Here is a 24356-nt window from a genome sequence, read left to right on the forward strand (position 1 = left end):
ACGATTGCGAGCGGGGAGACGGGGCCTGATACTGGTGGGCTCTCGTATTCAACTGTCGCGGGTTTCCTTGGGAGCCCAGCCCGCTGGTGACCGGCTGTGGTCGCCAGCGGCGTATCGGCTCCAGGTCCCACCGCTTTCTCTGAGGAGGCGGCTGGTGGTCTTGTCGTGGTAGCTGAGGGCGTCCGCGACGACGGGGGCGGGCAGTTCGAGGAGTTGTTGTCGGATGGCGGCGCCGCGGGCGGCGGCGACCGGGATGCCGATCTCCCGCAGTCGTGAGGACATGTGGTCGGGACGGGCCGGCCGTCCGGCTCGGCGGCCGGGGAAGAGCCAGCGGGATGCCTGGTTGGTGGCAGTATTCATGTTGTCGCGGTCTGCGATGTAGGCCAGTAGCAGGGCTGCCGCTGGTTCGGGGATGGGAGAGGCGGGCTCCTCGAGCTGCAGAAGCGTGGTCTCTCCGTCGTGGAGCACGTCGTTGACTGTGAGCTGGAAGATCCGGGTGAAGGGTTGCGCGTAGAGGAGGACGATGACGCCGGCGACACGGAGGCGCATCGGCGTGTCTGCGTCGGTCAGCAGTCGGCCGAGTGCGGCCAGGCGCTCGTCCTCGCTCAGTGCGGGTCGTCTGATCAGTGCGGCGAAGCGGGCCACGGACAAGGACTGGCTGGCGGCCAAGCCCCGGTTGGCGAAGGCGTCCCGTACGGTCACGGCGGTCTACCGGCTGTGGAGCGAGCAGCTGAGCCTCGTCACCGAGCACGGCCCCGACCTGGACGCGGGCGCGATGTGGCGGGCGCTGGAGACGGAGATCGGGCCGCGGGACGAGGTCGAGGCCGTGGCCTCGCTGCTGGAGGAGCTGATGCCGCCGGGGGACGACGAGGCGGAGGCGGAGATGCGGCGCCTGCTGGCCACCCGCTACAGCACCGTCCGCCCCTTCCTGTCCCTGCTCGGGGAGTCGGCCGCGCTGGGGGCGGCCTCCGGCGGCTAACGGGTGCTGGCGGCGGTGAAGCGGCTGCCCGCGCTGGCCCGGCGGAAGGTCAAGCAGAAGCCGCTGCTGCCCCGCGAGATCGACGGCAAGCTGGTGCCGCCGGCCTGGAAGTGCGCGGTGTACTCCAACCCCGAGCTGCCGGAAGGGGCGGTGGACCGCGACGCCTACGTGGTGTGCGTGCTGGAGCAGCTCTACCGCGCGCTGAACCGCCGGGACGTGTTCGCCTCACCGTCCAACCGCTGGTCCGACCCGCGGGCGAGGCTGCTGGACGGCAAGCAGTGGGAGGCCGTCGCCGAGGACGTCCTGCACGGCCTGAGCCTGGACGAGCCGGTCGAGAAACACCTCGCCGGGCGGGTGCGGGCTTTGGATGCGGCCTGGCAGCTGATGGCCGAACGGCTGGAGGAGGCTGGGCAGGACGCCAAGCTCAGCTTCGAAGTGCAGCCCAACGGCCGGCTGAAGTTGAACGTGGACCGGCTCGGCGCCCTCGGCGAGCCGAAGTCGTTGCGCTGGCTGCGCAAGACCACCGCGGCGATGCTCCCGAAGATCGACCTGCCGGACCTGCTGTTCGAGGTCGACTCCTGGACCGGGTTCCTGGACGCCTTCGTGCACCTCGGCGACGGCCGCGCCCGCATGGAGAACCTGAAGACTTCCCTGGTGGCGCTGCTGGTCGCCGAGGCGTGCAACATCGGCTACACCCCCGTCGTCGACGCCAACGACGAGGCGCTGACCCGGGCCCGGCTGGTGCACGTCGACCAGTACTACCTCCGGGCAGACACCATCGCCGCGGCGAACGCGCGCCTCATCGAAGCCCAGGCCAAGGTGCCGATCGTGGCGCACTGGGGCGAGGGCCTGCTCGCCTCGGTGGACGGACTACGATTCGTGGTGCCCAAGCGCACCATCAACGCCGGTCCGTCGCCGAAGTACTACCACTTCAAACGCGGGATCACCTGGCTCAACGCCGTAAACGACCAGGTGGCGGGCATCGGGCAGATGGTCGTCCCGGGCACCCCGCGCGACTCCCTGCACATCCTGGACACCCTGCTGAACCTGGACGCCGGGGTGAAGCCGGAGATGGTCGCCACCGACAACGCCTCCTACTCTGACATCGTGTTCGGCCTGTTCTCCCTGCTCGGCTACAACTTCTCCCCGCGCTTCCGTGACCTGGCCGACCAGCGGTTCTGGCGTGCGGAGATGCCCGGCGTCACCACCGGCGGCTACGGGCCGCTGGAAGCCCTCGCGCGCAACCGGATGAACCTGAACAAGGGCATCACGCACTGGCCGGCCATGCTGCGGGTGGCCGGCTCCCTGGTGACCGGGCAGGTAAGGGCGTACGACCTGCTGCGGATGTTCGGCCGCGAGGGGCGCCCCACCCCGCTGGGGCAAGCGTTCGCCGAGTACGGACGGATCGGCAAGACGCTGCACCTGCTGCGTGTCGTCGACCCGGTCGACGACACCTACCGCCGGCAGATGAACCGGCAGCTCACCGTCCAGGAGTCCCGCCACAAGCTGGCCCGGGACATCTGCCACGGCAAGCGCGGGCAGATCATGCAGGCATACCGCGAGGGCCAGGAAGACCAGCTCGGCGCGCTCGGCCTGGTCCTCAACGCCGCCGTGCTGTGGACGACCCGCTACCTGGACGCCGCCGTAACCGAACTACGGGTGCTGCCTGCCGGCCAGCGTGAGCACGACGTCCTGGCGGAGGACGTGGCCCGCCTCTCCCCGCTCAAGCACGCGAACCTCAACTGCCTGGGCCGCTACAGCTTCCGGGCCTCCACCCCCGTAGGCGGCGGGCTGCGGCCTTTGCGTGATCCGCACAGCGACGGCGCTCCGGAAGACAGCGACGACGAATGAGGAGGTCGCCCCGGCGTAGATGAGGACATCGAAGCCAGCGCCGATGGCTACGCCAATCGGCCCATTACTCCGCGCGTTCGACTCATGTCGCTCTGTAGCGTTTCGGGTGGTGGGGGAGTCATCCGAACGGAGGGCAAATACGCATGCGACGAAGAACCGCTCGCCAATCCCGCCGAGGAAGTCGAGACCGAATACGTCTGCTGACTCTGGTGCCTGTACTCGCGGTGGCGATAGCTTTGCTAACGCCGTCGACCGCTTCTGCTCAGGGCGAGGCGATTACCCTGAGCCCCACTCAGGGGCCGGTCAACACGCCGGTCACCGTACACGGCACGGGTTGGCAAGACTACTTCAGCCGCGGCCTCGACGTCCCGATCAACATCGGAACACAGCAACTGGCTGACGCGCACCCGGATTCGAACGGTGAATTCACCGTCACGATCACGATTCCCGAATCAACGCCTCTTGGCGTCACCCGAGTAGATGCCATTCTCGGAAATGGCGGATCGGCGAGCGCCTCGTTCACGGTCACGGAGCCAGGCTCTGTACCCCCGTCCGCTGAAGAAGAGCCTTCGGTCCCACCGTTGGATCTGACGCCTGGGGAGACATCAGAAGGCTCTGCTCAGCAGGAGCTGGGCACCGGGCAGCCCCTTCCCACTCCGCGGTGCGAGAAGGGCGTAAGAACCATCTACGTTCCTGGATACAACGACGGAACGGACGGGACGTGGGCAGCCGATCCCCTGAAGGAGCGGCTCAAGAAGAAGGGCGTCACGGTCCTCAATGGGAAGCCCGACAAGGTGGACTACCTCGGTGCACGAGGCGGAGCGAACATCCCAGCACGCGAGTCAGTGACCGATGACGGTCGAGACAAGCTCCTGGCGAAGCTGAAGAGTCTCCCCGCCGACGAGTGCTTCGTCCTCATCGGCTACTCAACGGGGGTCATCGCCATCGAGAAGACGCTGACCGTGCTCCCCGCCCCACTGGGAAGCCGAATCGTGGCAGTGGAGCTTTTCGCCGACCCGGTGAACGTTGCCCCCCTCCCCCACAAGGTGCCAGCGGCCTACAGCGCTCGCGTTCGGTATGAGTGCAACGAAACCGATCCACTGTGCTCTCTTGCGCCGATCGGTACTCACACTGCCGAGGAAAAGCAGAAGTGCAAGGAGGAGCAGGACGCGGTCAAGGCGGGCAGGAAGAATGCGCTCGATACAGCAGGCCCCTGCCTAACACCAGCCCACCTCACCGACGCCTACAAGAGCAAGGCTGAGGACGCGGCCGAATGGGCGGCCTCCCAAGTTCCGGGTGGCCATTCCACTCCGAGCCACCTCGCCGTTGCGGTCAATGACACCCTGTGGGATCTCGCGGCGACGTATCTCGGTAACGCCACGGACTGGCGGGCGATCTATAACGCCAACCGATCGCTGATCGAGCGGACCGCGCAAGCCTACGGAAGGCCAACCAGTGACAACGGTCACTGGATCTTCCCGGGAACTACTCTCGCGCTTCCGGCTACGGCCTGATCGCAGCTTTCCTCGACACCAACACGAAGAGTTCGTGCTGGAGGCTCTGGCCTTGAGGCCGGGGCCTCTTTGGTGCGCCTGCGCGGCGAGCGAGCATCCGCCCGTCGGCGATGACATGCAGCCGTGAGGCGCGGAGTCGTCCCGTCGTCGGTGGCGCTCCTCTCCCATCCGCACCTTTCTCACAAATGATATCTGTGAGAGTTCTGCGAGAGCCCCGGACGCGACCACGTTTCCGCAGGTGACCGCTCGCAAAAGTCCCCTCGAAACTCGCGCGTTGTGCGACGGGGTTCTGAGAGACTCCGATCATGGATGTGACGCCCGATCGGGCCGCATTGGCGGTAGAACGCTACGACTGCCCGAACTGTGAGGCCCTGGCGGGCAGTGCCTGCCGCACCCGGGGTGGCAGGACCGCCGCGAAGCACCACACCCCCCCCGCTTCGTCCTCGTTCCCACGCTGCGCGAGGAACTCGAAGTCCCGGTGCCTGCCGACCGCGGCCCCGGCCGCGCATGGAAGCAGAGTCCGGCGCTCGCCGTCGTGCCCGCGCCCCGCACCGAGCGGCCCGTGAGGATCGGGTACGCCCGTACGTCGACCGCCCGGCAGGAGCTGGCGAGCCAGCTCGAAGCTCTCCGCCGGCGCGCCGGATCCGTTCCATGGGCCTCGACGATTTCCTGAGCTGCCGCATCCCCGGCACGGAGGTCCACCTCGGCATGTCCCGGAAGCTGTTCGCCGCCTGCGAGCGCCTCCAAGAGGAGGACCTCGCTATCGCCCGGCGAACCCCAGGACTGCACGCCGAGGACCAACCGCCCGCCGACCGGGAACTCAGCGACGAAGCCCAGAAAGAACAGCGACTCACCCAGCGGCGCATCTTCCGCGAACAGCAAGAAGAAGCCCGCCCCGGCTGCGCCCCCTGCTCCGCGACGCCTGCGAGCGAGGTATAGCGAGCGACTGGAGCGACCTTCTCCGTCGTCCCCAGGAACCGGAACTCGACCTGGACGGCGACAAGAGCCTCTCGAAGCAGCGACGCCGGAACCCTATGTGGCCGTCTACCGCTACGACCTGCCCCCGCACGCGCCTAGACGACCGTGGCAAGCAGTTACCTCGTGTGACTGAGCACGCTCCATGGCCAGTCTGGGCATCACGGTTGGCACACAGGTTGCGACTCATTTGCTCACCCGATGCCGGGTCAGCACGAAATCGCCTACGGCGAACCCCCTTGAGGTCAGCTGCGCTCGGATTCTTAGCGGCTCCAGTGACCGCCGCCTCCATGCCAGACGCACGCGCGTCGAGGTTCGCACGGTGGCACTCACGGAGTGGGGAGGCAGCCCGGCGGAACGGAGAGTGTGGCACTGCTTACGAAGCGGTCATGAGTGACGGAGGTCACGCTTCCTCGTGCCACAACTCCAACCGCCTGAACAGCGGCTGGGCGAGCCGAAGTTGCCAAGCGACCGCCAGCTAACCCGGATTCCTAGATCATCTCATGTCGCGCGTTGCACGCCCAAAGGGGTGGTGTTCCACTTGAGTGGTGGGGGAAACTCGGCGGCACGGTTCGCCAGGGCCCACCTCTGGAGTCGTCATGGCTGAGACAAGGAGAGGAACGGCCGGGGCCCAGCTTTCGGTGGCATTGTGCCTCTCGGGCGGTGGCTACCGAGCGATGCTCTTTCATGCGGGCGCGCTTTTGAGAATGTGCGAGACCGGATGGATGCGCAAGCTGGACTTGGTTTCGAGTGTGTCCGGAGGGTCGATTGCAGCGGGGCAGCTGGCCTCCCAGTGGGACGCCATGATGAGCGGGGACGACATCGTGCCGAGCTATCACCGCTTGGTACTCGACCCCTTGGTGGCGCTATCGCGCCGGACGATCGACAAGCCGGCAACCATCACGGGCCTCCTCACTCCAACGGGCAGTGCTGGGAGAGTCGCAGCGGCCTATCGAAAGCATCTATTTGACGAGAAGACCCTGCAAGACATACCCGATCATCCGCGGTTCATTATCAATGCTACGAACATGCAGAGTGGAGCTCTCTGGCGCTTCTCAAAGCCGTATGCCCGCGATTACAAGATCGGCGGTATCGAGAAGCCAGGAATCAAACTTGCGGATGCTGTGGCAGCATCCTCGGCGTTCCCCCCATTCTTGTCGCCAGCAATCCTTAATTTCTCCTCTGACGCGTGGAACTTGCCCGGCGATGCTCCAGATCTGCAGCACGAGCCGTACACCACGCGTTTGGTACTGGGCGACGGGGGAATCTACGACAATCTCGGCCTGGAGCCTGCCAAACGTTCCACGACGCTGCTGGTGAGTGACGGTGGCGGGCGCATGTCTCCCGTGGCCAGACCGCATGACAACTGGGTTGGCCAACTGCGACGCGTCCTTGCGATTGAGGACCACCAAGTTCGAGCACTGCGGAAGCGTGCCCTGATTGATGGTTACAGAAGAGGGGAAATTTCTGGCGCCTACTGGGGCATTCGAACCGAAGTGGGAAATTACCATATCGCGGATGCTCTCCCCTGCCCCCACGCGGAGGTTATGCGACTTGCGGCAATTAACACACGCCTATCAAAAGAATCGCCAGGCGAGCGCGATCGACACAAGCTAGTGAATTGGGGATATGCCGTTTGCGATGCCGCGCTACGCAAGCACGTAGATGGTGAACTAAGCGCTCCAGCCGGATTTCCTTTTGCTGAGGCAGCACTTTAACCCAGCATCACAGCGAGTTTCCAGAGGTGAATTATATGACTCATGGCGTCATGGAGAGGGGTGTTGGGGTGGTTGGTCGCCTGAGGGCGTGGGACCCCACGTCGGCCGACGAGGGAAAGACACTCAACGTGGAGGCCCTCATGAGACAGTGGACTCGATACGATTTCTATTATTTGGTCGTTGAGGAAATAGCCGTCGATGTAGTCACCTTTGAAGTTTCACGATGGCCCATGTTGGACGAGTTCGGACGCCCGCACTTCTTGGCCACTAATCTCCCTCAAGGGTTCGAGGAAGACGAGAGTATCGCTCTCTTGTCTGTTTCTGTAGATGCTCTACACGAGAAAAAACGTGTGCACTTTGGGAGTGCAATCCAACAGACGATCCGGGTTGATGACGCCTTCGGTGCTGCCATCAACCTGCAGAAGTGGGCCGAAGTGCCAGAAGTTGTCAGCGCTCAGGATCTAATGACACTGATTCCTTCACCGCTGTATGACGTCAGTGCTGAAGCGCGAGAACTAGCCCGTATTACGAGGCTTGCTTCGATCGTCCAGCCGCTCGAAGAGAAGGATGCTGCCGTCGCCGAGGAACATTCGGGACAATTGGATGATTAATCCGTAATGCTTCCAACGGGAGGCCGGGTTATGGGCGAGCCGAAGCCGATACCTGCTACCGACATCGAGGCTCCGCCACGTGGCAGCGATTTTCTTGCTGCCATTACGGAAACCGATATGGTGTACTTCCTACTCAATGTCGGCAACGCTGATGCCCAGCTCATCATGCTCCCACAACACGACGGTAGACGTCGACTCATCGTGGTCGACGTCGGGGGATTCGCAGTAATGGATCAATTGATCAGATCCCTCCAGGCTGCAAATTTTGTTCCGAGTGAACCGGAAATTGCCGTCGTTGTTGCAACCCATCCTCACTGGGATCACATTTCTGGGATGAGTTCGCTCCTCAAGGCTTATAAAGTCAATGAGTTTTGGGATCCAGGCTACGATACGGGAAGGCCCGCATACATCAAGATGTACGCGGAAGCCGAGTCTAGAGCTCACGTCTGCATGCCGACGAGCGGTTACGAGAAGAGATTTGACCTTGTCCATATACGGGTATTGTCTCCATCCATCGCACTTAAGCATGAGTTCGGGATTCAGGGCATTGAGGAGAATAACTCCTCTATTGCCCTGATGATTGAATATCCCGAAAAGCGCGTGGTCCAGCGCTCCAGGGAGAGAAGCGAACTCCGTCGCAGCCGGGGGTCTCGCCTACTGCTTGGGGCAGATGCTCAGACCGCCAGTTGGGCCCACGTGGAGACAGACTTTCCCGCCTTGGAAACCCGGACATCTTGGCTTGCCCGTGAGATGCTGCATCGCCAGGGAGCGGACTACCTCGATGCCGACATTTTCAAAGTGCCGCATCACGGTTCGAAGTATGGCATGAACATCGAACTAGTTGAGAGAGTAGGCCCCAAGTACAGTCTCGTGTCTTGCGCCAAGGGTGGAGGAGTGCATCGTTTCCCCCATGACATCGCTCAGGAGATCTTGCGGGAAGCGCGCCAGCGGACAGCCGGCAGAGGCAGGGCACGGGCAGCTGATCATAAGCTTGGAATCCACTACACGAGTGACCATGTCCACAGCTCAAGTGGTGACAAGCCGCTTGGATCTATCGCCGTCATCGTGGGATTGAATTCCCAGCGGCTACAACTGTGGCGGCTATGCGATGATGTCAAGGCTGGCTATCCAATCGGTCTCAGCCAGGCCGTGAAGGTCAAGTAGGATGCCGTGAGCCCACGCCAGGCCAACAAGGTCATGTGACACCCGGCCGAAACCCCTGGTTCCACACCCGGCTACCAGTGGCTCGGGCTGCCTGGGATGACTTGATGACGAGGAACGGCAGGCCCTAGGTGTATTGATCATGAGCGTTGTTAAAGCCGGCCGGACTTGATCATGGCGAAGGCCTCCGTGTGTGGTGGAGGTGTCGAATCTTCACCGCACGGAGGCCTTCGTGTCCCACCGTAATGCCCGGCTGACCGTTCACGGCAGGCGGCTGCTGGTCGAACGTGACCGCACCGGACGCCCTGTCGCCCATGTTGCCGCCGAGATGGGCATCTCCCGCGTCACCGCTCACAAGTGGATGCGTCGCTGGCAGACCGAAGGCGAGCAGGGACTGCGCGATCGCTCCAGCCGCCCACGCACGACACCGCACCGCACGGCGGGGGCGATCGAAGCCCGCGTGTGCCGCCTTCGGCAGGACCGCAAGCTCGGCCCGACCCGCATCGGTCCGATCCTGGGCCTGCCGGCCTCGACCGTGCACCGCGTCCTGGTCCGCCACGGCCTGAACCGCCTGTCCTTCCTGGACCGGCCCACCGGCCAGGTCATCCGGCGCTACGAACGCGACCGCCCCGGCGAACTGGTCCACGTGGACGTCAAAAAACTCGGCCGCATCCCCGACGGCGGCGGCCACAAAGTCCTGGGCCGCCAGGCCGGCCGCGCCACACGCAACGGCATGGGCTTCGACTTCATCCACTCCGCAGTCGATGACCACAGCCGCCTCGCCTACAGCGAGATCCACGGCGACGAGAAAGCCGCCACCTGCGCGGCCTTTCTGCGCCGGGCGGCCGCCTTCTTCGCAGCCTCGGGCATCGACCGCATCGACCGGGTCCTGACCGACAACGCCTGGCCCTACCGCAAGAGCTTCGCCTGGCAGCAGGCCCTGGCCGACCTGGGTGCGGCCGGCAAGCTCACTCGCGCCTACCGGCCGCAGACCAATGGCAAGGTCGAGCGCTTTCAACCGCACCCTGCTCGACGAATGGGCCTACCTACGGCCCTACGCCAGCAACACCGAACGCACCGCGGCCCTGGCAGACTTACTGCACACCTACAACCACCACCGCTGCCACACCGCACTCGGCGGCCAGCCACCCATCACCCGCGTGAACAACCCTGCGGGTCAATACACCTAGGAGCTCCGCCGCGGCAGTGCTCGGTGTTGTTCCCGCGCCGTCATCGTCTCGGCTCGGTCAGCAAACGCCTCGTCTGTCCCAAACGAAGCCCCAGCGGTGAGTACACCGCAAGGCGACGTGTGGACCTGGCGCGCGCCTAAAACTCGTCGCTCCGATGAGCCTTCAACCGGTCCCGGGCTGCTCGTCAACAGGGATGTCGCGTGCTCGTGGGCTCGGGCCGTCCTCGCAGGGGTGAAGCGGATTAGCCAACTGTGATGCTCCGAGTGGCCAAGTAAGGCGCTCACTGGCCGACTAGCGTGCTCGGTCACACCTCGCCTATCGGCTCACCTGCAAGAATGCGCCAAAAAATCGACAGCGGTCGGCACTGCGCTCCTCGGCGCGAGCCCTCGCCATGGTCTTCGGCCTGGGCATGCTCATCCTGCTGCTCGGGCCGGTCTCGGGTGCGCACTTCAACCCGGTCGTCACACTCGCCATCTGGTTCACCGGCCGCCGTGATCCGGATGGCCCGACCCTGTGTGACGTCGCGTCGTACGTGCCCGCCCAGGTCACGGGGGGAATCGGCGGGGCAGTCTTGGCCGATGCGATGTTCGCCAAGCCACTGGTCAAGTTCTCCGCCCACGACCGGTCCGCCGGTCACCTGCTGCTGGGCGAGGTCGTCGCCACGGCCGGGCTGACCCTGGTGTTCTTCGGCCTCAGCCGGATCGGCCGCGCCGTGCTCGCCCCGTCCGCGGTGGCCTGCTACATCGGAACCCGTACTGGTGCACCTCCTCCACGTCGTTCGCGCACCCGGCGGTGACCACCGGCCGGACGTAACGAGGCCGGCGCGCGTTCGTGGACGACAGAGCCACCGGATTCCAGGCTGTGGAATCCGGGGGCTCTGAGTCGTGGAGGGGGGCGGGTCAGCTCTCAGTGGAGTCGTCGGTGGGGCTGCGGCGTGCCAGGAGGAAAGCCCTACGCCTGCTGCGATCAGCATGGCCGCGCCACCGATCAGCCACGGTGTGGCGTCGGCTCCGGTGTGGGCGAGGGAGCGACGACTGAGGTAGCCGGCTGGGTGGGAGTGCTGCGCGGGGTACGGCCAGCCGCGCGCCCGGGCGTGGACGCGGCCCAGGTGCCGGGGAACCAGACGGCGGTGTACTGCTCGATGGCGTCGCGCAGCCCGGTGGTGACGGCCCCGTCCCACGGCGGGCAGCCGGGGCGGTGATAGGTGTCGAAGGTGCCGTACTGCTTCGTGTTCGGCCCGGTGTTGGTGGCTTCATCGCGGCGATGGAAGGTCCCGTGGTCTGCGAAGCTGAGCACCACCGCGTCGATCTCGCCGCGTTCCGAGTGAACGACGGCGACACGCAGCCCTCCATAGGTGTCCGCGTGGATGGTGCGGGTGAAGTCGATCCGCATCCGCAGCGGTGCATCGGGGATCGGGACAGCGAAGTAGGTGTTGCCAACAACGGTGTGGTCGTGGAAGGGAAGGCACAGCTCGGCGAAGAACTCTGCGGCTTGCAGGGACAAGAGAGGCTCCGGTCGAGGTCTGGCTGGTCCTACCGGCGCGGGCCGGGCAGGGCCGGTCGGCTGGTGGTGCTCCAGCGTGGAACGCTGGCTGCGGGCAGCGCAGCCGGACGGCGGGATGCGACGGCCCGCTGCACGTCGAGCGGAGTGGGAGCCGGCGGGCCGGGCGGGAGGATCGAGGTGAGCTGGGCCATCCCCTTGATGTAGCTAGAGGTCACCGCGCGCCACCGGGGCAGGGGTGCCGGATCGGCGACGCACTCGGTGACGGCGGTGAGCAGGGCGACAGGGGTGTCGGTACTGGCCGTGGCGTACCAGACAGGCCGGTCGACGGACTTGCCCGCCCACAGCTGCCAGCGGGCGTCCCGTGTGGTCAGTTCGGCTTCCGGATCGAGGTCGCCGGTGGTGAACTCCATGCCGGCGAGCCCGTCCGGGGCCTGGACTGCGAAGACGCCCCAGCGAGGGCGGTCGATCTCCCAGCCCTGCTTCAGGAGCGGCACGACCGCGAGGAAGGGATCGTGCTCGTCGATGCCGGAGACCGGCCGGGCAAGGTAAGCATCCGGTCCCTGCTCGTACGCCGTGGCCAGGACGGTGGTGAACGCCTGGACAAGCTCGGTGGGGACGCGGTCGTTGAAGCAGACGCCCCACGCCGGCGACCCGAAGGAGTCCTTGTAGGCGTTGATGCGCCAGAGCCCGTCGTCCTCGCCTTCGGGCAGGTAGCCCAGGCGCACGCGCCGGTCAGGAGCGCTCACGTACACGTTGGAGTCCTCGTCGTACCGCAGGTCCCAGCCAAGTTCGAGCAGCGGGGCAAGGGCGGGGTCGCCGGTTCCGGTGGTGGAGGCGAGGTGGCGCGGGGAGACGTAGACGTCGCCGTCGATCTCGTGGTGCGAATCGGGCTGTGGGTTCATCGGTCCGCCCTCGTGGTGACGGTGATCTCGTCGGCGGCGGTGTCGAGGCGTTCGGTGACCTCGGCGGTGGTGCGGCCGGTAACGATGTAGAACCCGGCCCGGGCGGTGAACAGGTCGCCGTCGGGCGGCAGGACGAGCTGGTCGCCGATCTCGCGGATCCACTGCACCTGGCGCAGCCAGGGGGTGTGGGCGGCGAAGGGCTGGTTGATGTGCCGCGCGGTTAGGGTGCCGGAGGCGTCCGGGTAGAGCATACGGATGCCGGCAGCCCCGCTGCGGGTCGGGGTGAGGTCCGGCGCTCGGCCGCAGGCGAGATCGGCGGCGGCCCGGGGCAGGTCGATGCCGGTGGCTAGACGGACGAGGTGACCGATCATGTCGCCGCCGATGCGCGCGTTAACCTCGATCAGCCGGGGCCGGCCGTCCACCAGGCGCAGCTCGACGTGCTGCACGCCGTCGGTGATCCCCAGGGCCTTGACCGCAGCAGCGGCGGCCGGGGCGACCTGGGCCAGGAGCGGGTCGGAGGCATCAACGGTGTGCCCGGTCTCGGCGAAGTACGGTGCGGGACCCAGGTGCTTGCGGGTCACGGCGACCGCCGTGGTCACGCCGCGGTGGGTGACGCATTCGACCGAGAATTCCGGCCCGTCGAGGTACTCCTCGACCAGGACGCCGGTGTCCTCGCGGCTGCGGTTCGCCCCGGCCGAGGCGAATGCGAACGCGGCGGGCAGTTCTTCGGGCTGGTCGACGCGGATCACGCCGATGCTGCCCGCGAAAGCCACCGGCTTGATGACCGTCGGCAGGCCGAGGGTCATCGTCGCCAGGCCGGCCTCCAGCAGGGTCCGCGCCTTCATCGAGGCGGCCGAGGGCACGCCGTGGCGGGCGAACAGGGTGCGTGCGGTGGCCTTGTTGCGGCAGGCCCGCATCACCTCGACGGACGTCGCGGACAGACCGAGCGCGCGGGCGAGGCGGGCGGTGGGGACGAGGTGCCACTCGTCCCAGGTGACCACGCCGGCAAGGTCGTGGCGCTCGGCCAGCGCCCGGCCGCCGGAGAGCAGCGCTGCGGGGTCGCTCAGGTCGACGACGGCGTGGTCGACGATGAACGGCTTCTCCCACGACGGCTCGGTGCCGGTGAGCAGGACGACGTCGTACGCGGCGGCCACCTGCTCCAGACAGTAGGCGCGATAGGTCTCGTCGCCGGGAGAAACGACGAGCACGAGGGGACGAGCGGACAAGAAGGGGTTCTCCGTATCGGTGGACGGCAGGGCGAGAGAAGAGAGGGGCGTCTCAGGCGGCACGGCGGCGGCGCAGCTCGAACGCCGCAGCCCAGTGCGGGTGTTCGCTGATCAGGCGGCGGGCGTAGAGGGCGGTGTAGTTGTTGTTCAACCCGGCGATCCCGTGAGGGAGCTGGCGGCGCAGGTCCTCGAACAGGTCCTTCAAGCTGACCCGAGTGGCGCCGGCGGCCAGTCGGCGGGCGGCCATGCCCTCCAGGGTCCGGTAGACGTGCGGGTTGCGGGCGTCGAAGGCGTGGAACTGCTTGGTGATGCTGCGACCGGTCGCGCGGTGCGATCCGAGGGCGGCAATGGACATGAAGTTCTCCACAGGGTGGGGGCGCAGCAGGGTCAGGCGCGCAGGGCGGGATCAGTGCGCAGGCGGGCGAAGGTGCAGAACAGACCCAGGGCCTGCAGCGCGGCGCAGACGGTGATGACGTGGCCCAGCGCGTCGGGCGGGGTGAGCGCGGTGAGCGCGCCGGTGACGGGGAAGGGCAGCAGGAGGATGAGGATCGTCGCCGACAGGGTGCTGCCGAACTTCTCCGGAGGGATCAGACGGGAGCGCAGGGTCCGCAGGACGACCGTCATGCCGCCTTCGCCCGCCATGAGGACCGCGACCAAGACGAGGTAGGACCGGTAGTCGGGGGCCTGGGCAGCGGCGAGACATCCGAGCGAGGAGACGGCGGCGCAGGCGGCGCCAACCGGCCACAGGCCGAGGCGGTCGAGCGCGAACCGGCAGAGCGTGACGCTGAGGAGCGTCGCTGCGGCAGCGGCGGACCAGACCAGGCCGACAGCGGTGGTGGACTGCCCGAAATGCTTGACGACGATCACGGGGCCGGCCGCTTGGAGAAGGCCGGTGGCCAGGTTGGACAAGGTCAGCCCGGTCACGAGCCAGCCGAGCACGGGCAGCGAGCGGATGGTGCGCCACCCGGTGAGCAGTCCGCCGCCGGACTGCCCCTTCGGCACACGGGCCGGTGCCACGGGCGAGGGCGGGGTGCGCAGGGCGAGCAGCGCGGCAAGCAGCGAGAGCATGGTGATCACCGCGAGCATCGACGGCGGCCCGGCAAGCAAGAGCACTCCGGCGAGCGCCGGACCGGCCAGGGTCGCCGTCTGGTCGATGCCGAGCAGGACAGCCTGGACACGGTGGGCCGGCCGTCCTGCTCGGCGTCCGGCGGCGGCACCCGCGGTCTCGGCCGCGATATAGCTGAACTCGGTGAGCACGCCGGTCGTCGCCGCCAGCACCATCACGGTCGCGCTCGACACGTTGCCGGACGGGTGGAGATGGAGCAGGACCGCGCCGGCGGCGAGAGCCAGCGCCCTCCCCAGGGAGGCCATGTGGAAGACCACCGCGGCACCGCGCCGGTCGACAACCGATCCGGCCCACCCGAACGCAGCCAGCCGCGGAAGCCACTCCAGGGCGAAGGCGGCGCCCGTCAGCGAGGCGGATCGCGTCGTGGCCAGGACGAGCAGCGGGATGCCGTAGGTGGACATCGCGAACGCCAACGCGTCCGCCGTGCGCGGCAGATAGATGCTGCGCATCAGCCCGCCCGTGCGGCGTGCGTGCCGGGGTGTGACCGCTGCGTTCACGCGACCGGCTCAGGCTCAGACGCCGTGGCCACCTGGGGGTTGTCGGCCAGCCACTGGATCAGGAGCGTGCGGGGACGAGCCAGCCCCGCCTCGGCTCCGTCGCCGATCAGCGGGGAGAGAGCATCGGCTCGCTCGGCGGTGAGCGATGGTGCCAACAGGTCGAGGACGTGCCGGATACGGCTGCTGAACTCGCAGACGGGGGCCGGGACGGCGTGGCGCCGGGCCCAGCGGGCCATCGCGTCGTACAAATCTGCCAACTCCGTCCCGGCGTCGGTCAGTTGCAGACCAGCGCCGGGCGCGGCCCGGACGAGACCGTAAGCGCGGGCCGTGTGGGAAGCACTCCGCAGTTGGTGCGTGGAGAGGTCGGGCAGGATGCCGGCCAGCCGTCGCGGCGGTATGGCGCCGTTATCGTCGATCTCGGTGACCAGGCGGACCAGGGGGCGCGAGGCGAGGAGTTCGACAGCGCGGTGCACTTCGGCAGAGCTGTAGGGGGTGCTCATCGGCGCGGGCCTCCCGCCGGGATGGCTGCCTTCGGGCGGGCGGTCGTGGCGTGCGAGAAGAGATCACGGTTGTGCCACGCCGGAGAGGACTGGGGCGTCCGAGCGGGTGGGAGCGCCGCGGGGGCCGGCCGTGACTGGCTGCTGACCCACGGCCTTTGCGCGGGCTTCGCCCGCGGGTTCCCCCAGACTGGGTGTTGGGACGCCTGGTCGAGGGGCTGCCCGGCGGACCAGGCGGACAGGGTGCCGAGAACGGGGCTCAGGCCGTCGCCTGCTGCGGAGAGCCGGTAGGGCCGGCCGGTGCCCTTGGTGTCGACGAGACCGTCGGCGACCAGCTGCCGCAGCGGCGGGTAGATGTTGGTCCAGTCGCTGCTCGGCATCACGATCCGGGCCAGGGCCCGCCCGCTGACCTCCTGACGGGACTTGAGCACCCACAGGATGGCGGCGGCGTGACGCCGGGTGAGCAGGGTGAGGCTGTCCTCGATCTGCTCGATCGCGGGCAGCGGGCGGTCCGCCTTCTCCAGGTGTTCCTCGGCCCAGGTGACGATCATCGGCAGGACCGGCAGCAGGGCAACGCCACGGTTGGTGTGGCCGTAGGTCACGTGCCGTGAGGTGTGTTCGGTGCGTTCGACGAGTCCGGCGTCGCACAGCGCCGTGAGCTTGGGGTGGAGCTGGCCGCTCTGCAGCCAGGACACCTTCGCCGCCAGCTCGTTGTAGCGCAGCGGCGGGCCGGAGAGGGCCAGGAGGATCCTCACGTTCCAGCGCGGGGTGATCATGGCCAGGGCCTCGGTGACCCGGGCGATGTCGGCGTCGGTGTCAGCGGGCAGAGCGGCGATGGCCAAGGGAGGAACTCCTGGGTGAATGAAAGGGGAATGGCCTGCGGGTCAGCGGCTGTGCGCCGGGCTCTGCGCCGCAAGAGGCGGAGCTGGAGCAGGCGAGGGAGTTGGCGGGGCTGGCGTCGGGGCCGGGATGCGGGCCAGGCTTTGCAGGACGGCGGTGACCGATTTGGCCTGGACCTCGCGGACGGCGACGGCTCCGGCGAGGCGGCGTGCACCGTCGAGGAGGTGGGAGACCTCGTGCGGGCCGATCTGCCGCTCGGGCTGGAAGAGCCGGGCGAGGTGGTCGCGGTGGAAGTCGATGCTGCGCTCGACGAGGGCGAGATCGTCGTGCATGCCGAGCAGGGCGGAGAGCATGCCGGGCGGCTGGTCCTGGGCGTGGGCTTCGAGGTCGGCGAGCGGTGCGCCGTACAGGTCCTCGATCCGTCCGGCTATGTCGGTGGACGTGGGGTGGGGCAATCGGGGGCTTTCACGGTCGGCGGCCCCGGGCCGCCCCGGCACGCGGGGGTGCCGGGGCGGCGGACGGGGGCAGGGTTGCGGTGGCCCTGAGCTGTGCCGTGCGGACGGGACGGGCCTGCTGCGCAGGCGGCGGCATGGTGCGCAGCAGCTCGCCGAGGGCGGCGCGGTAGCCGTCGCGGGCCTCCAGTGCCGCGTCCAGCCACTGCGCGTCGAAGCGGAGCCTGTCGGCCGACAGTTCGCTCATGTCGCGGTCGGGGTCCATGTCGGCGTGTACGCGGTCGCGGACGCGGGCGACCTGCTCCTCGGTGAGCGCCAGGAAGGACCGCAGCTCCAGGGCACGGGCGAACGCGGGCGAGGCATCGTGGCCGGCAGCCGCCTCGTACAGCTCGGGTACCGGCTTCCCGAAGACCTTCTGCAGGTCGCCGTCCATGGTGCTGGCCTTGTCCCGGCTCATCGGGCGGCCCTCGTCGACCGCCACGCCGTCGCCGGTGCGGCTGTACTCGCAGGCCGGTTGGGGGCGCTGGTCTGCACCGCCGGCCCGGTGCGGGGCCGAAGACGGGCGAGGCGCTCTGCGGCGAGGCCCTTCTTCCCTGGGGCGTCCGGGTCGAGGAGCCATCGCACGACCAGGGCCCGGCCGTCGCGGGCGGTGACGGCCGCGTTCACCCGGTGAGCGAGGCCCATCGTCGGGTCGTCGACCTCGCTGGGCTGGGTATGCAGTGCAGCGAGGAGGTCGTCCTCCGCGCGCTCCAGCACGGACTGGGCCTCAACGAGAAGGCCGTGCCACTTGACGACGTCGGTGGCGTCAGGGTTCGCGGTCGGCGCGGCGGCGACCGCGGCCTTCAACTGGTCCATGCCCATGTCGAAGCGTGCTTCGATCCGTTCGGTGAGAACGCCCACGACATTCGCAGAACCCTCGGATATGCCGTCGGACAAAAGGATCTCCTGTTCTGGATTGGCCGATGCGTAGGGAATGTGAGGGTCCCCGTACTGGGCGATCAGCCGCTTGCCGGGACGTGCTCAATCCGGTTAGTCCAGGCACATACGGACGTCGCGGTAGACGTACGTGCCGGAAACCCAGCCCTTGACGCCGGTCGTCTTGTCCGTGATGTAGACCCAGTTGCCGCTCATCTTGGAGACGGTGAACTTGTGGCTCTTGTAGAGCACGCCGAGCGCCGTGGACTTCGAGCTGGCCTTGGACCGGATGGTCACGGCCTTGGCGTGCACTGCGTACGGCAGCGGCGGGAGGGACGAGCAGCTGCTCGCAGGGAGAGCGGAGGCGGCGGTCGGTGCCGCGTTGGCGGTGGTGGCGGACAGCACCGGCAGAGCGAGTGCGCCGAGCATCGCGGCGGATATGGCGATTCGGGTGGAGCGCATGCGGAAGGAACCTCCGTGAAGGCGTGGGGAATGTAGGGAAGGGCGCCGCGGGGTTGTCCTGGCGGCTGTATAAGAGTCCGGAGAATCGCCGGTTTGGCTAACCGGCGATCGTCGGCTATGTTGCGCCGCCCGCGTCGGCTGAGCGCTCAGCGCGAACGGCCGGGCGGGCGCGGAGCAGGGGCCTTCGCCACACCGGCCGGACGGCTGGCGGCGGCTGCCGGGCGAACCGGCGGGAGAGGGCCGGCCTCGCCAGTGAGCCGGTCGTCGCACCACTGCAGGGCCTCGCCCACCGTGTCGAAGCCGCCCTCGCGCAGGGTGTGCGTCCACGTCTCGGTGTCGACCTCTTCGACCACGACGCGGAACGGCGACGGGGCGCGCTCGTCCAGGGCGCGCAGGGCCACGACCACGACCATGTCGTCGGGGTCGTCGCTGGTGTAGGAGTAGCCCATAGCGTATTGGTCGCCGTCGCTGGCGAGGCGTCGCTCCAGCGCTCGCGAGGCCTCGTCCGCCGGCGGCGGGCCCAGTTCGGGGACGAGGCCGATGGCGTCGTGCGGGCAGCCGCGGTGGATGAGCCAGGACTGCGCCATCGCGGGCAGCGGCAGCGGGGCCTGCTCGAAGCTGAACGTCTGCTTCTCGTAGTCCCGTTGCAGATGCACGGCGAGCACCTGGGGCGTGCCGGGGCGTCCCCAGGTCGCGGTGCGGTCGAACAGGACGTAGTAGCTGTGCGGCCCGTCGTGGTGTTCGGCGAGGGGGACGAGCATGTCCTCGTGGACGCCGACCTTGCGGCAGAAGTCGAGGTATTTCTCCTCGTCGGCGTCGAGGTCGTCCAGATCGAAGTCGACTTGGGGGATGGACTTCCGGACCGGCTCCGGTTCGGTGGGAGACAACAAGGGGCCTTTCGGTGGAGAGCCGCTGCGCCGGGGTGGACCGCGATCTGCCGGGTCGAGCTGGGGCCTTCGTCGTGCCCGGTGGCGGCTTCGAGGCGATGGTCGAGCGGGGAGACCGCGCGCCGGCGGGGTGGGTGTCGGCGCGGGTTCAAGGGGGATAGGCGACGCTCCGTGCGTTCAGCGGGTGGGATGGTGCGCGGGGTTCGGTGCGGGACGGGGCAGACCCGGCATCGCGGTGGGCGGCGGAGCGGGCCGGGGCACGGGCGCGCGAGGGGTCAGCTGCGGGGAACGAGAGCGTGCCGCGTGGGTGCGGGCGCTCAGCGGCCGGCGAGTCATGCCCAGACGGCGGCCGACCTCGTCGTAGACGTCGTTGCCCACTCGCGGCCGGATCGCGACGACGTAGATCTCCTTATGGTGGACGGATTGGGCGGGCGCCGGGCGGACTCCGTAGACGACGCGCCAGTCCTTGCGCGAGTCCACGAACAGCTTCCTGAAGCCCTCCAGGTCACCGTCGAGGCGCAGCCCGAAGCGCTGCCCGTTCACGACTTCTTGCAGGTAGGCGAGAGTGAGGTCGCGTACATCGCTTGGGGCCTGGAGGAGATCGGTCAGCGCGCGCGGGTCGAAGCTCAGTCCGAAGGCGGGCTGTCCCTGTCCCGCGGTCATGACGTCGGCTCGTCCGGCTCGGCGGGCCCTGTGGCTTCCGCCGTGGCCGCCGTCTCCGTGCGTACGGAGGGCGGCGGGCTAGGCAGGAGACGGTGTGCAGACCGGTCGGGAGAGGTCATGCAGGCCGACAGCGGGCCGCCCGGTGCACGGATCGCGGCGACGGCGTGGGTGAGGAAGTCCCGGTGCCACACAAACAGGCCAGCGAGCCCGGATTCGGGGTCCTTGTGCTGCTGGTAGGCGAGCCACAAGGCATGCAGCCAGGCCACGACGTCGTCGTGCTCCTGCCACTGCAGGCACCAGGGCGCCGCGGTGGTGACCTCCGCCCCGTAGACCGGGAGGAAGAAGTCGTCAACCCAGTCGGACAGGGCGTCGAGTTCGTCCTCGCGTTCCTCTCCGTCCAGTTCCAGGATCGGACGGGGCTCCGATGGAGCAGCGGTCGGCGAGCCGCCGAGTCCCGGCATGCCGAACGCGGCGAACGGTGATTCACTCGGCGACGGGGCGGACGCGAGGTGGTCGAGTTGCTGAGCCTGTTGCGCCGACTGCTCCATGAGCCGCCGCACGCTCGCCTCGATTCCCTCCAGCTGCGGATCCGGAATACGAAGCGGCTCCAACTCTCCACCGTCGGCGGGTTTTGCGGATTCGGGCATTGAGAAGTTCGGCCTCCTACGAGACGCGGAATGAGGGAAGTGCGGGGGCGCTCTCGCGCGCATCCGCCGGCGGATTGCACGTTGCTTCGGCGGTATTCCGCCGACGGCTGCGCATGGAAGCTGGTCGCCGTGGCGACGGGCAAGGGCCCGGCTCAGGCAGTGAGAACCACGTCGTCCTGCGCAAGGGACTCGCGGATCGTCTCGGTGAGCCGGTCGGCCGCGATCGACGCGTAGTGCTCGGTCTTCTCCACGCCGATGAAGTCCCGGCCTTCCAGCAGGGCGGCCACGCCCGTGGAGCCGGAGCCTGCGCAGAAATCGAGGACCGTGCCGCCCTCGGGGCTGATCTTGACCAGCTCGCGCATCACCTCGACCGGCTTCTGCGTGATGTGCTGGCGCTTCGCGCCCGAGGGCTGCGACGCCGAGTACATGCCGGGCAGATAGACGGGGTTGCGGGAGCCGTCGATCGGCCCCTTGCTGGCCCAGACGATGAACTCGCAGTTCTGGGTGAACCGGCCCTTCTGGGGCCTGGCCTGCGGCTTGTGCCAGGCCAGGACACCGCGCCACAGCCATCCGGCAGCCTGGATCGCGTCCGTCGTGGTCGGGAGTTGGCGCCAGTCGGTGAACAGCAGGGCGGTCCCGCCGGTCTTGGTGAGGCGGTGGGCTTCGGTCATGATCTGCGTCAGCCAGAACGCGTAGGACCTCTGGTCCATGTTCTCGCCGGTGAAGTCGGCAAGGTCGTTCTTGGAATCAGCGGAGGTGTACTTCTGCTTCGCGGAGCGCGTGGTGCGCTCCTTCGCAGTCCGGCCTCCGCTGTTATACGGCGGGTCAGTGACGACGGAGTCGACGCAGCCGTCCGGAAGGCTGGAGAGAACGGCCAGAGCATCGCCCTGGTGAAGGGAAAAAGGCAAAGAGGAACCCCGATTCGGTGCGGAAACGCGGAGGGAAATAGCCGCCTCGCGCAGGAGTCCTCGCGGGCCGGAAGAGGGTATGCAGAAGCCCAGGGCCGCAGAGCGAGGAGGGCGAGGGGGAGTCCAAAAACTGTAGAGGCGAAACCGCCGACGACCAAGAAGTGCTCTGTCGAGGTATCGGTTTCCGGCACCTCACGCCGGCTATTTGGTCAACCGCCGATCCGCGCCTACTGTTTTTGAACCGCCCGGCGCACCCGCCGCTGGCTACTCCTCTGCCACATCTCACGGAGGTACCCTCTGCCCCGGCATACGTAGCTCACAGCCCGGCCACACGGAGCGAGCGGCAACTCGCCCACACCGGTCCGCCTTTGATCGCCCACCCCGGCCGCCGCGCCCTTCCGAGACGCCTCGCGCACGCGGCACGCCGGACACCGCACCCCCAAGGACACGTTCATGACGTCTCGCTGCCAACCCATGCCCGAAACCGCTGACCGGCGAGCGGTCCGCTCGGGTTGAAGGGGCTCGCCGCCGGCATCGGCGTCGTCTTCCTCTCCCCGATCCTGATCGCCGGCACCGGCATGATGCTGGCCTCCTCGGCCGACGCCGTGCAGATCAGCGGCTCCTTCAGCAACTGCCTGACCGACATCGACAGCGACAAGGTCGCCGAACAGGTCACCACGATCCTCGACGGCGCCTCCGGTAAGGACGTGCACGTCGAGGGCCTGGATCTGCCCGCCGAGCAGGTCCCCAACGCCCAGACCATCGTGGCCGCCGGCCTCTCCCTCGACGTCCCCAAGAAGGGACAGATCATCGCGCTCGCCACGGCGATGCAGGAGAGCCGATTGCGCAACCTCTCCTACGGCGACCGCGACTCCCTCGGCCTCTTCCAGCAGCGCCCTTCCCAGGGCTGGGGCAGCGCCGAACAGATCCGCGACCCCACGTACGCGAGCGAGCAGTTCTACAAGCATTTGCTCAAGGTGAGCGGGTGGCAGCAGATGACCGTCACCCAGGCCGCACAAGCCGTGCAGAAGTCCGGCCTGCCGGACGCATACGCGCAGTGGGAGAAGCTGGCCACCGCGCTGCAAGGTGCCATCGCCAAGACCTTCCCCGGCGGCGGTGACGCGGACGGCAAGGACACGGACCAGCACCAGGACCAGGACCAGCAGTCGGCCACGACCGGCTGCGTGCCTGGCCAGGACGGTCCCGGGTTCGGCCGCATCCCCGAGGGGAGCGTCCCCAAGGGTTACTCGATCCCCAAGGACGCAGATCCGAAGGCGCGCAAGGCCATCGCCTGGGCGATGCAGCAGCTCGGCACGCTCTACCAGTGGGGCGGATCCTGCACGAACTCGCACGGCCCCGATCCCATGGGCCGCTGCGACTGCAGCTCGCTGATGCAGCAGGCGTACGCCCACGTCGGTGTCACGCTCACTCGCACCACGTACACGCAGGTGGGCGAGGGCAAAGCGGTCTCGCCCGCCCATCTCAAGCCCGGTGACCTGATCTTCAGCCGCGGCAGCGCCGCACGGCCCGAGCACGTCGGCATGTACATGGGCGAGGGCCTCGTCATCGAGGCACCCCGCACCACCAAGCCGGTCCGGATCACCCCGATCAAGGACTGGACGATCCTCGCCGCCCGCCGCATCCTCTGACGCCGCACCCGCCCGGCTTCGCCCCGGGGCGGTCCGGCCTTGCGGCCACTTCCACGCCTTCGCGCACCTCCCCCTCCGCTTTCTTTCACCTTCCCTGCCAGCCCTCGCTGGGCCCGCGTATGCAAGGAGCCCCACCACCCCTATGTCCGTCCCCCTCGCAGGCCGCGTCATCCAGCTCGCCTACGACCCAGGAATCTCGCCCAAGGGCGGCGGCCTGCCCGGCCTGAGCGTGCTGAAGAACGTCGTCAACTCGATCAACATGTTCGGCATCATCGCCGTCGTCGGCGCCCTCGCCGTCTCGCTCGGCGTCTGGGCCTGGGGCCACCACACCGGTGGCCACCAGGCCGAGGCCAACGGGAAGAAAGGCGCCGTCGTCGCCGCAGGCGCCGCCCTCGGTCTGGGTGCCGCGAACGGCATCGTGGCCTTCTTCTCCGGCCTGGGCTCGCAGGTCCACTGATGCGGAAACGATCCCCCTCCCTCTCACTGTCCTCGTACGGCTCGGGGTGGTCGGCCAACCGACGCATCGCGACCGTCGCCGCCGCCGTCGCCGTCCTGCTCGCCATCGCCGGGGTCGTTGCCATGCTGACTGGGGGCGGGACCAGCCACCAGGCTCCGGACACCGCGGCAGCTGCCCCTACGGGCAGCCCGTCCTCCTCCGAGGCCGCACCGAAGCCTTCATCCGGATCCGGGTCGGTGCCCAAGCCGCCGCAGATCTCCGAGCCGGTCGCCTACGCCAAGGCAGCGGCCCAGATGTTGTGGTCCTACGACACCCGTGACACCAGCCGCGACGAGCAGCTCGCCGGCATGCGCGCCTGGATGACCACCGAGACCGAGTACGCCGACTGGGCCTCGGTCTCCGGCCAGGTTCCCGACCCGGTCCTGTGGTCGAGGATGGCCGACCAGGACCAGCAGGCCACCGCCCACGTCACCGAGGGCCACTATCCCGGCGCGTTCAAGCAGGCGCTGGCCGAAGACCCGTCCGCGATCACCGAGGCGTACATCTACGTCGTCACCGTCAACGGCAAGCAGACGCTCAGCTGGAAGAAGGGCGGCGGCGGGGCCGAGGGACGGGCCGTGACCCTCGCCGTCCAGTGCCGCCCGAACCACGACTGCACCCTGGCCGCCATCGCTCCGAGCGTCACTCAGTGACCCGCGCCTGAGACAAGAAAAGGAGGAGTAACTC

Annotated in this window: 24 protein-coding genes and 3 pseudogenes; 11 read left to right on the forward strand and 16 right to left on the reverse strand. The window is 67.9% G+C overall.

Going from position 1 to position 24356, the window contains the following annotated elements; translation table 11 throughout:
• Positions 1–48 precede the first annotated feature (48 nt).
• Positions 49–549: a hypothetical protein gene (locus EV567_RS21820; RefSeq protein WP_242620951.1), complete on the reverse strand. Its 501-nt coding sequence runs from the start codon at positions 547–549 to the stop codon at positions 49–51.
• A gap of 55 nt (positions 550–604) precedes the next feature.
• Between EV567_RS21820 and EV567_RS21825 the strand changes: the two are divergent.
• The 8 genes and pseudogenes from EV567_RS21825 to EV567_RS21865 form a co-directional block, all read left to right on the forward strand.
• Positions 605–2830: pseudogene (locus tag EV567_RS21825) on the forward strand (Tn3 family transposase); the annotation flags it as partial.
• Positions 2831–3039: 209 nt separating this feature from the next.
• Complete coding sequence (locus tag EV567_RS21830) at positions 3040–4344, forward strand: cutinase family protein (RefSeq protein WP_165430452.1); 1305 nt, start codon at positions 3040–3042, stop codon at positions 4342–4344.
• A 651-nt stretch (positions 4345–4995) separates the two neighbouring features.
• The gene (locus EV567_RS27990; RefSeq protein ID WP_207228828.1) at positions 4996–5283 is read left to right on the forward strand and encodes a hypothetical protein; all 288 of its coding nucleotides are present in this window, start codon (positions 4996–4998) and stop codon (positions 5281–5283) included.
• 635 nt (positions 5284–5918) lie between these two features.
• Positions 5919–7037: a patatin-like phospholipase family protein gene (locus tag EV567_RS21845; RefSeq protein WP_130442732.1), complete on the forward strand. Its 1119-nt coding sequence runs from the start codon at positions 5919–5921 to the stop codon at positions 7035–7037.
• Positions 7038–7177: 140 nt separating this feature from the next.
• On the forward strand, positions 7178–7648 hold the full coding sequence (locus tag EV567_RS21850) for a hypothetical protein (protein WP_130442734.1): 471 nt from the start codon (positions 7178–7180) through the stop codon (positions 7646–7648).
• 30 nt (positions 7649–7678) lie between these two features.
• Complete coding sequence (locus tag EV567_RS21855; RefSeq protein ID WP_165430453.1) at positions 7679–8812, forward strand: ComEC/Rec2 family competence protein; 1134 nt, start codon at positions 7679–7681, stop codon at positions 8810–8812.
• 229 nt (positions 8813–9041) lie between these two features.
• Positions 9042–9999, forward strand: a pseudogene (locus EV567_RS21860) (IS481 family transposase).
• A 391-nt stretch (positions 10000–10390) separates the two neighbouring features.
• Positions 10391–10806 (forward strand): annotated as a pseudogene (locus EV567_RS21865) (aquaporin); the annotation flags it as partial.
• Between the two features lie 180 nt (positions 10807–10986).
• On the opposite strand, the gene EV567_RS21875 reads toward EV567_RS21865, so the two are convergent.
• The 15 genes from EV567_RS21875 to EV567_RS21945 form a co-directional block, all read right to left on the reverse strand.
• Positions 10987–11502 carry a hypothetical protein gene (locus EV567_RS21875; protein WP_130442738.1) on the reverse strand — a complete coding sequence of 172 codons (516 nt, stop codon included), beginning with the start codon at positions 11500–11502 and terminating at the stop codon, positions 10987–10989.
• A 29-nt stretch (positions 11503–11531) separates the two neighbouring features.
• Positions 11532–12404 (reverse strand): DUF317 domain-containing protein, encoded by an 873-nt coding sequence (locus EV567_RS21880; RefSeq protein WP_130442740.1) that lies wholly within the window; start codon positions 12402–12404, stop codon positions 11532–11534.
• The gene (locus tag EV567_RS21885; protein WP_242620952.1) at positions 12401–13630 is read right to left on the reverse strand and encodes an ATP-grasp domain-containing protein; all 1230 of its coding nucleotides are present in this window, start codon (positions 13628–13630) and stop codon (positions 12401–12403) included. The genes EV567_RS21880 and EV567_RS21885 overlap by 4 nt, the downstream gene beginning before the upstream one ends.
• Positions 13631–13682: 52 nt before the next feature.
• Complete coding sequence (locus tag EV567_RS21890) at positions 13683–13985, reverse strand: hypothetical protein (protein ID WP_130442742.1); 303 nt, start codon at positions 13983–13985, stop codon at positions 13683–13685.
• A gap of 32 nt (positions 13986–14017) precedes the next feature.
• Positions 14018–15253, reverse strand: a complete 1236-nt coding sequence (locus EV567_RS21895; protein WP_130442745.1) for an MFS transporter — start codon at positions 15251–15253, stop codon at positions 14018–14020.
• Positions 15250–15753: a regulator gene (locus EV567_RS21900; RefSeq protein ID WP_130442747.1), complete on the reverse strand. Its 504-nt coding sequence runs from the start codon at positions 15751–15753 to the stop codon at positions 15250–15252. The genes EV567_RS21895 and EV567_RS21900 overlap by 4 nt, the downstream gene beginning before the upstream one ends.
• Positions 15750–16592, reverse strand: coding sequence for a helix-turn-helix domain-containing protein (locus EV567_RS21905; protein WP_130442749.1), 843 nt, complete (start codon positions 16590–16592; stop codon positions 15750–15752). Before EV567_RS21905 ends, EV567_RS21900 begins: the two co-directional genes overlap by 4 nt.
• Before the next feature lie 42 nt (positions 16593–16634).
• Positions 16635–17045: a hypothetical protein gene (locus EV567_RS21910; protein WP_165430454.1), complete on the reverse strand. Its 411-nt coding sequence runs from the start codon at positions 17043–17045 to the stop codon at positions 16635–16637.
• Between the two features lie 10 nt (positions 17046–17055).
• Entirely contained in the window at positions 17056–17499 is a 444-nt protein-coding gene (locus EV567_RS21915; RefSeq protein WP_130443084.1) for a hypothetical protein, read from the reverse strand.
• Positions 17496–17978 (reverse strand): hypothetical protein, encoded by a 483-nt coding sequence (locus EV567_RS21920; RefSeq protein ID WP_130442751.1) that lies wholly within the window; start codon positions 17976–17978, stop codon positions 17496–17498. The genes EV567_RS21915 and EV567_RS21920 overlap by 4 nt, the downstream gene beginning before the upstream one ends.
• 93 nt (positions 17979–18071) lie before the next feature.
• Positions 18072–18419, reverse strand: coding sequence for an SH3 domain-containing protein (locus tag EV567_RS21925; protein WP_242620953.1), 348 nt, complete (start codon positions 18417–18419; stop codon positions 18072–18074).
• A 146-nt stretch (positions 18420–18565) separates the two neighbouring features.
• Positions 18566–19309, reverse strand: coding sequence for a hypothetical protein (locus tag EV567_RS21930; protein WP_130442753.1), 744 nt, complete (start codon positions 19307–19309; stop codon positions 18566–18568).
• A 174-nt stretch (positions 19310–19483) separates the two neighbouring features.
• The gene (locus EV567_RS21935) at positions 19484–19969 is read right to left on the reverse strand and encodes a hypothetical protein (protein ID WP_130442755.1); all 486 of its coding nucleotides are present in this window, start codon (positions 19967–19969) and stop codon (positions 19484–19486) included.
• The gene (locus EV567_RS21940) at positions 19966–20517 is read right to left on the reverse strand and encodes a DUF4913 domain-containing protein (RefSeq protein ID WP_165430462.1); all 552 of its coding nucleotides are present in this window, start codon (positions 20515–20517) and stop codon (positions 19966–19968) included. The genes EV567_RS21935 and EV567_RS21940 overlap by 4 nt, the downstream gene beginning before the upstream one ends.
• Before the next feature lie 251 nt (positions 20518–20768).
• Positions 20769–21524, reverse strand: a complete 756-nt coding sequence (locus tag EV567_RS21945; protein ID WP_130442759.1) for a site-specific DNA-methyltransferase — start codon at positions 21522–21524, stop codon at positions 20769–20771.
• 512 nt (positions 21525–22036) lie between these two features.
• On the opposite strand from EV567_RS21945, the gene EV567_RS21950 reads away from it, so the two are divergent.
• The 3 genes from EV567_RS21950 to EV567_RS21960 all read left to right on the forward strand — a co-directional run bounded on the left by EV567_RS21950 (position 22037) and on the right by EV567_RS21960 (position 24322).
• Positions 22037–23173 (forward strand): C40 family peptidase, encoded by a 1137-nt coding sequence (locus EV567_RS21950; protein ID WP_130442761.1) that lies wholly within the window; start codon positions 22037–22039, stop codon positions 23171–23173.
• 142 nt (positions 23174–23315) lie between these two features.
• Positions 23316–23630: a DUF6112 family protein gene (locus EV567_RS21955; protein WP_130442763.1), complete on the forward strand. Its 315-nt coding sequence runs from the start codon at positions 23316–23318 to the stop codon at positions 23628–23630.
• Entirely contained in the window at positions 23630–24322 is a 693-nt protein-coding gene (locus tag EV567_RS21960) for a hypothetical protein (protein ID WP_130442765.1), read from the forward strand. Before EV567_RS21955 ends, EV567_RS21960 begins: the two co-directional genes overlap by 1 nt.
• The last annotated feature ends 34 nt before the right edge of the window (positions 24323–24356 follow it).

The organism is Streptomyces sp. BK239 (assembly GCF_004217285.1).
GTDB lineage: Bacteria > Actinomycetota > Actinomycetes > Streptomycetales > Streptomycetaceae > Streptomyces.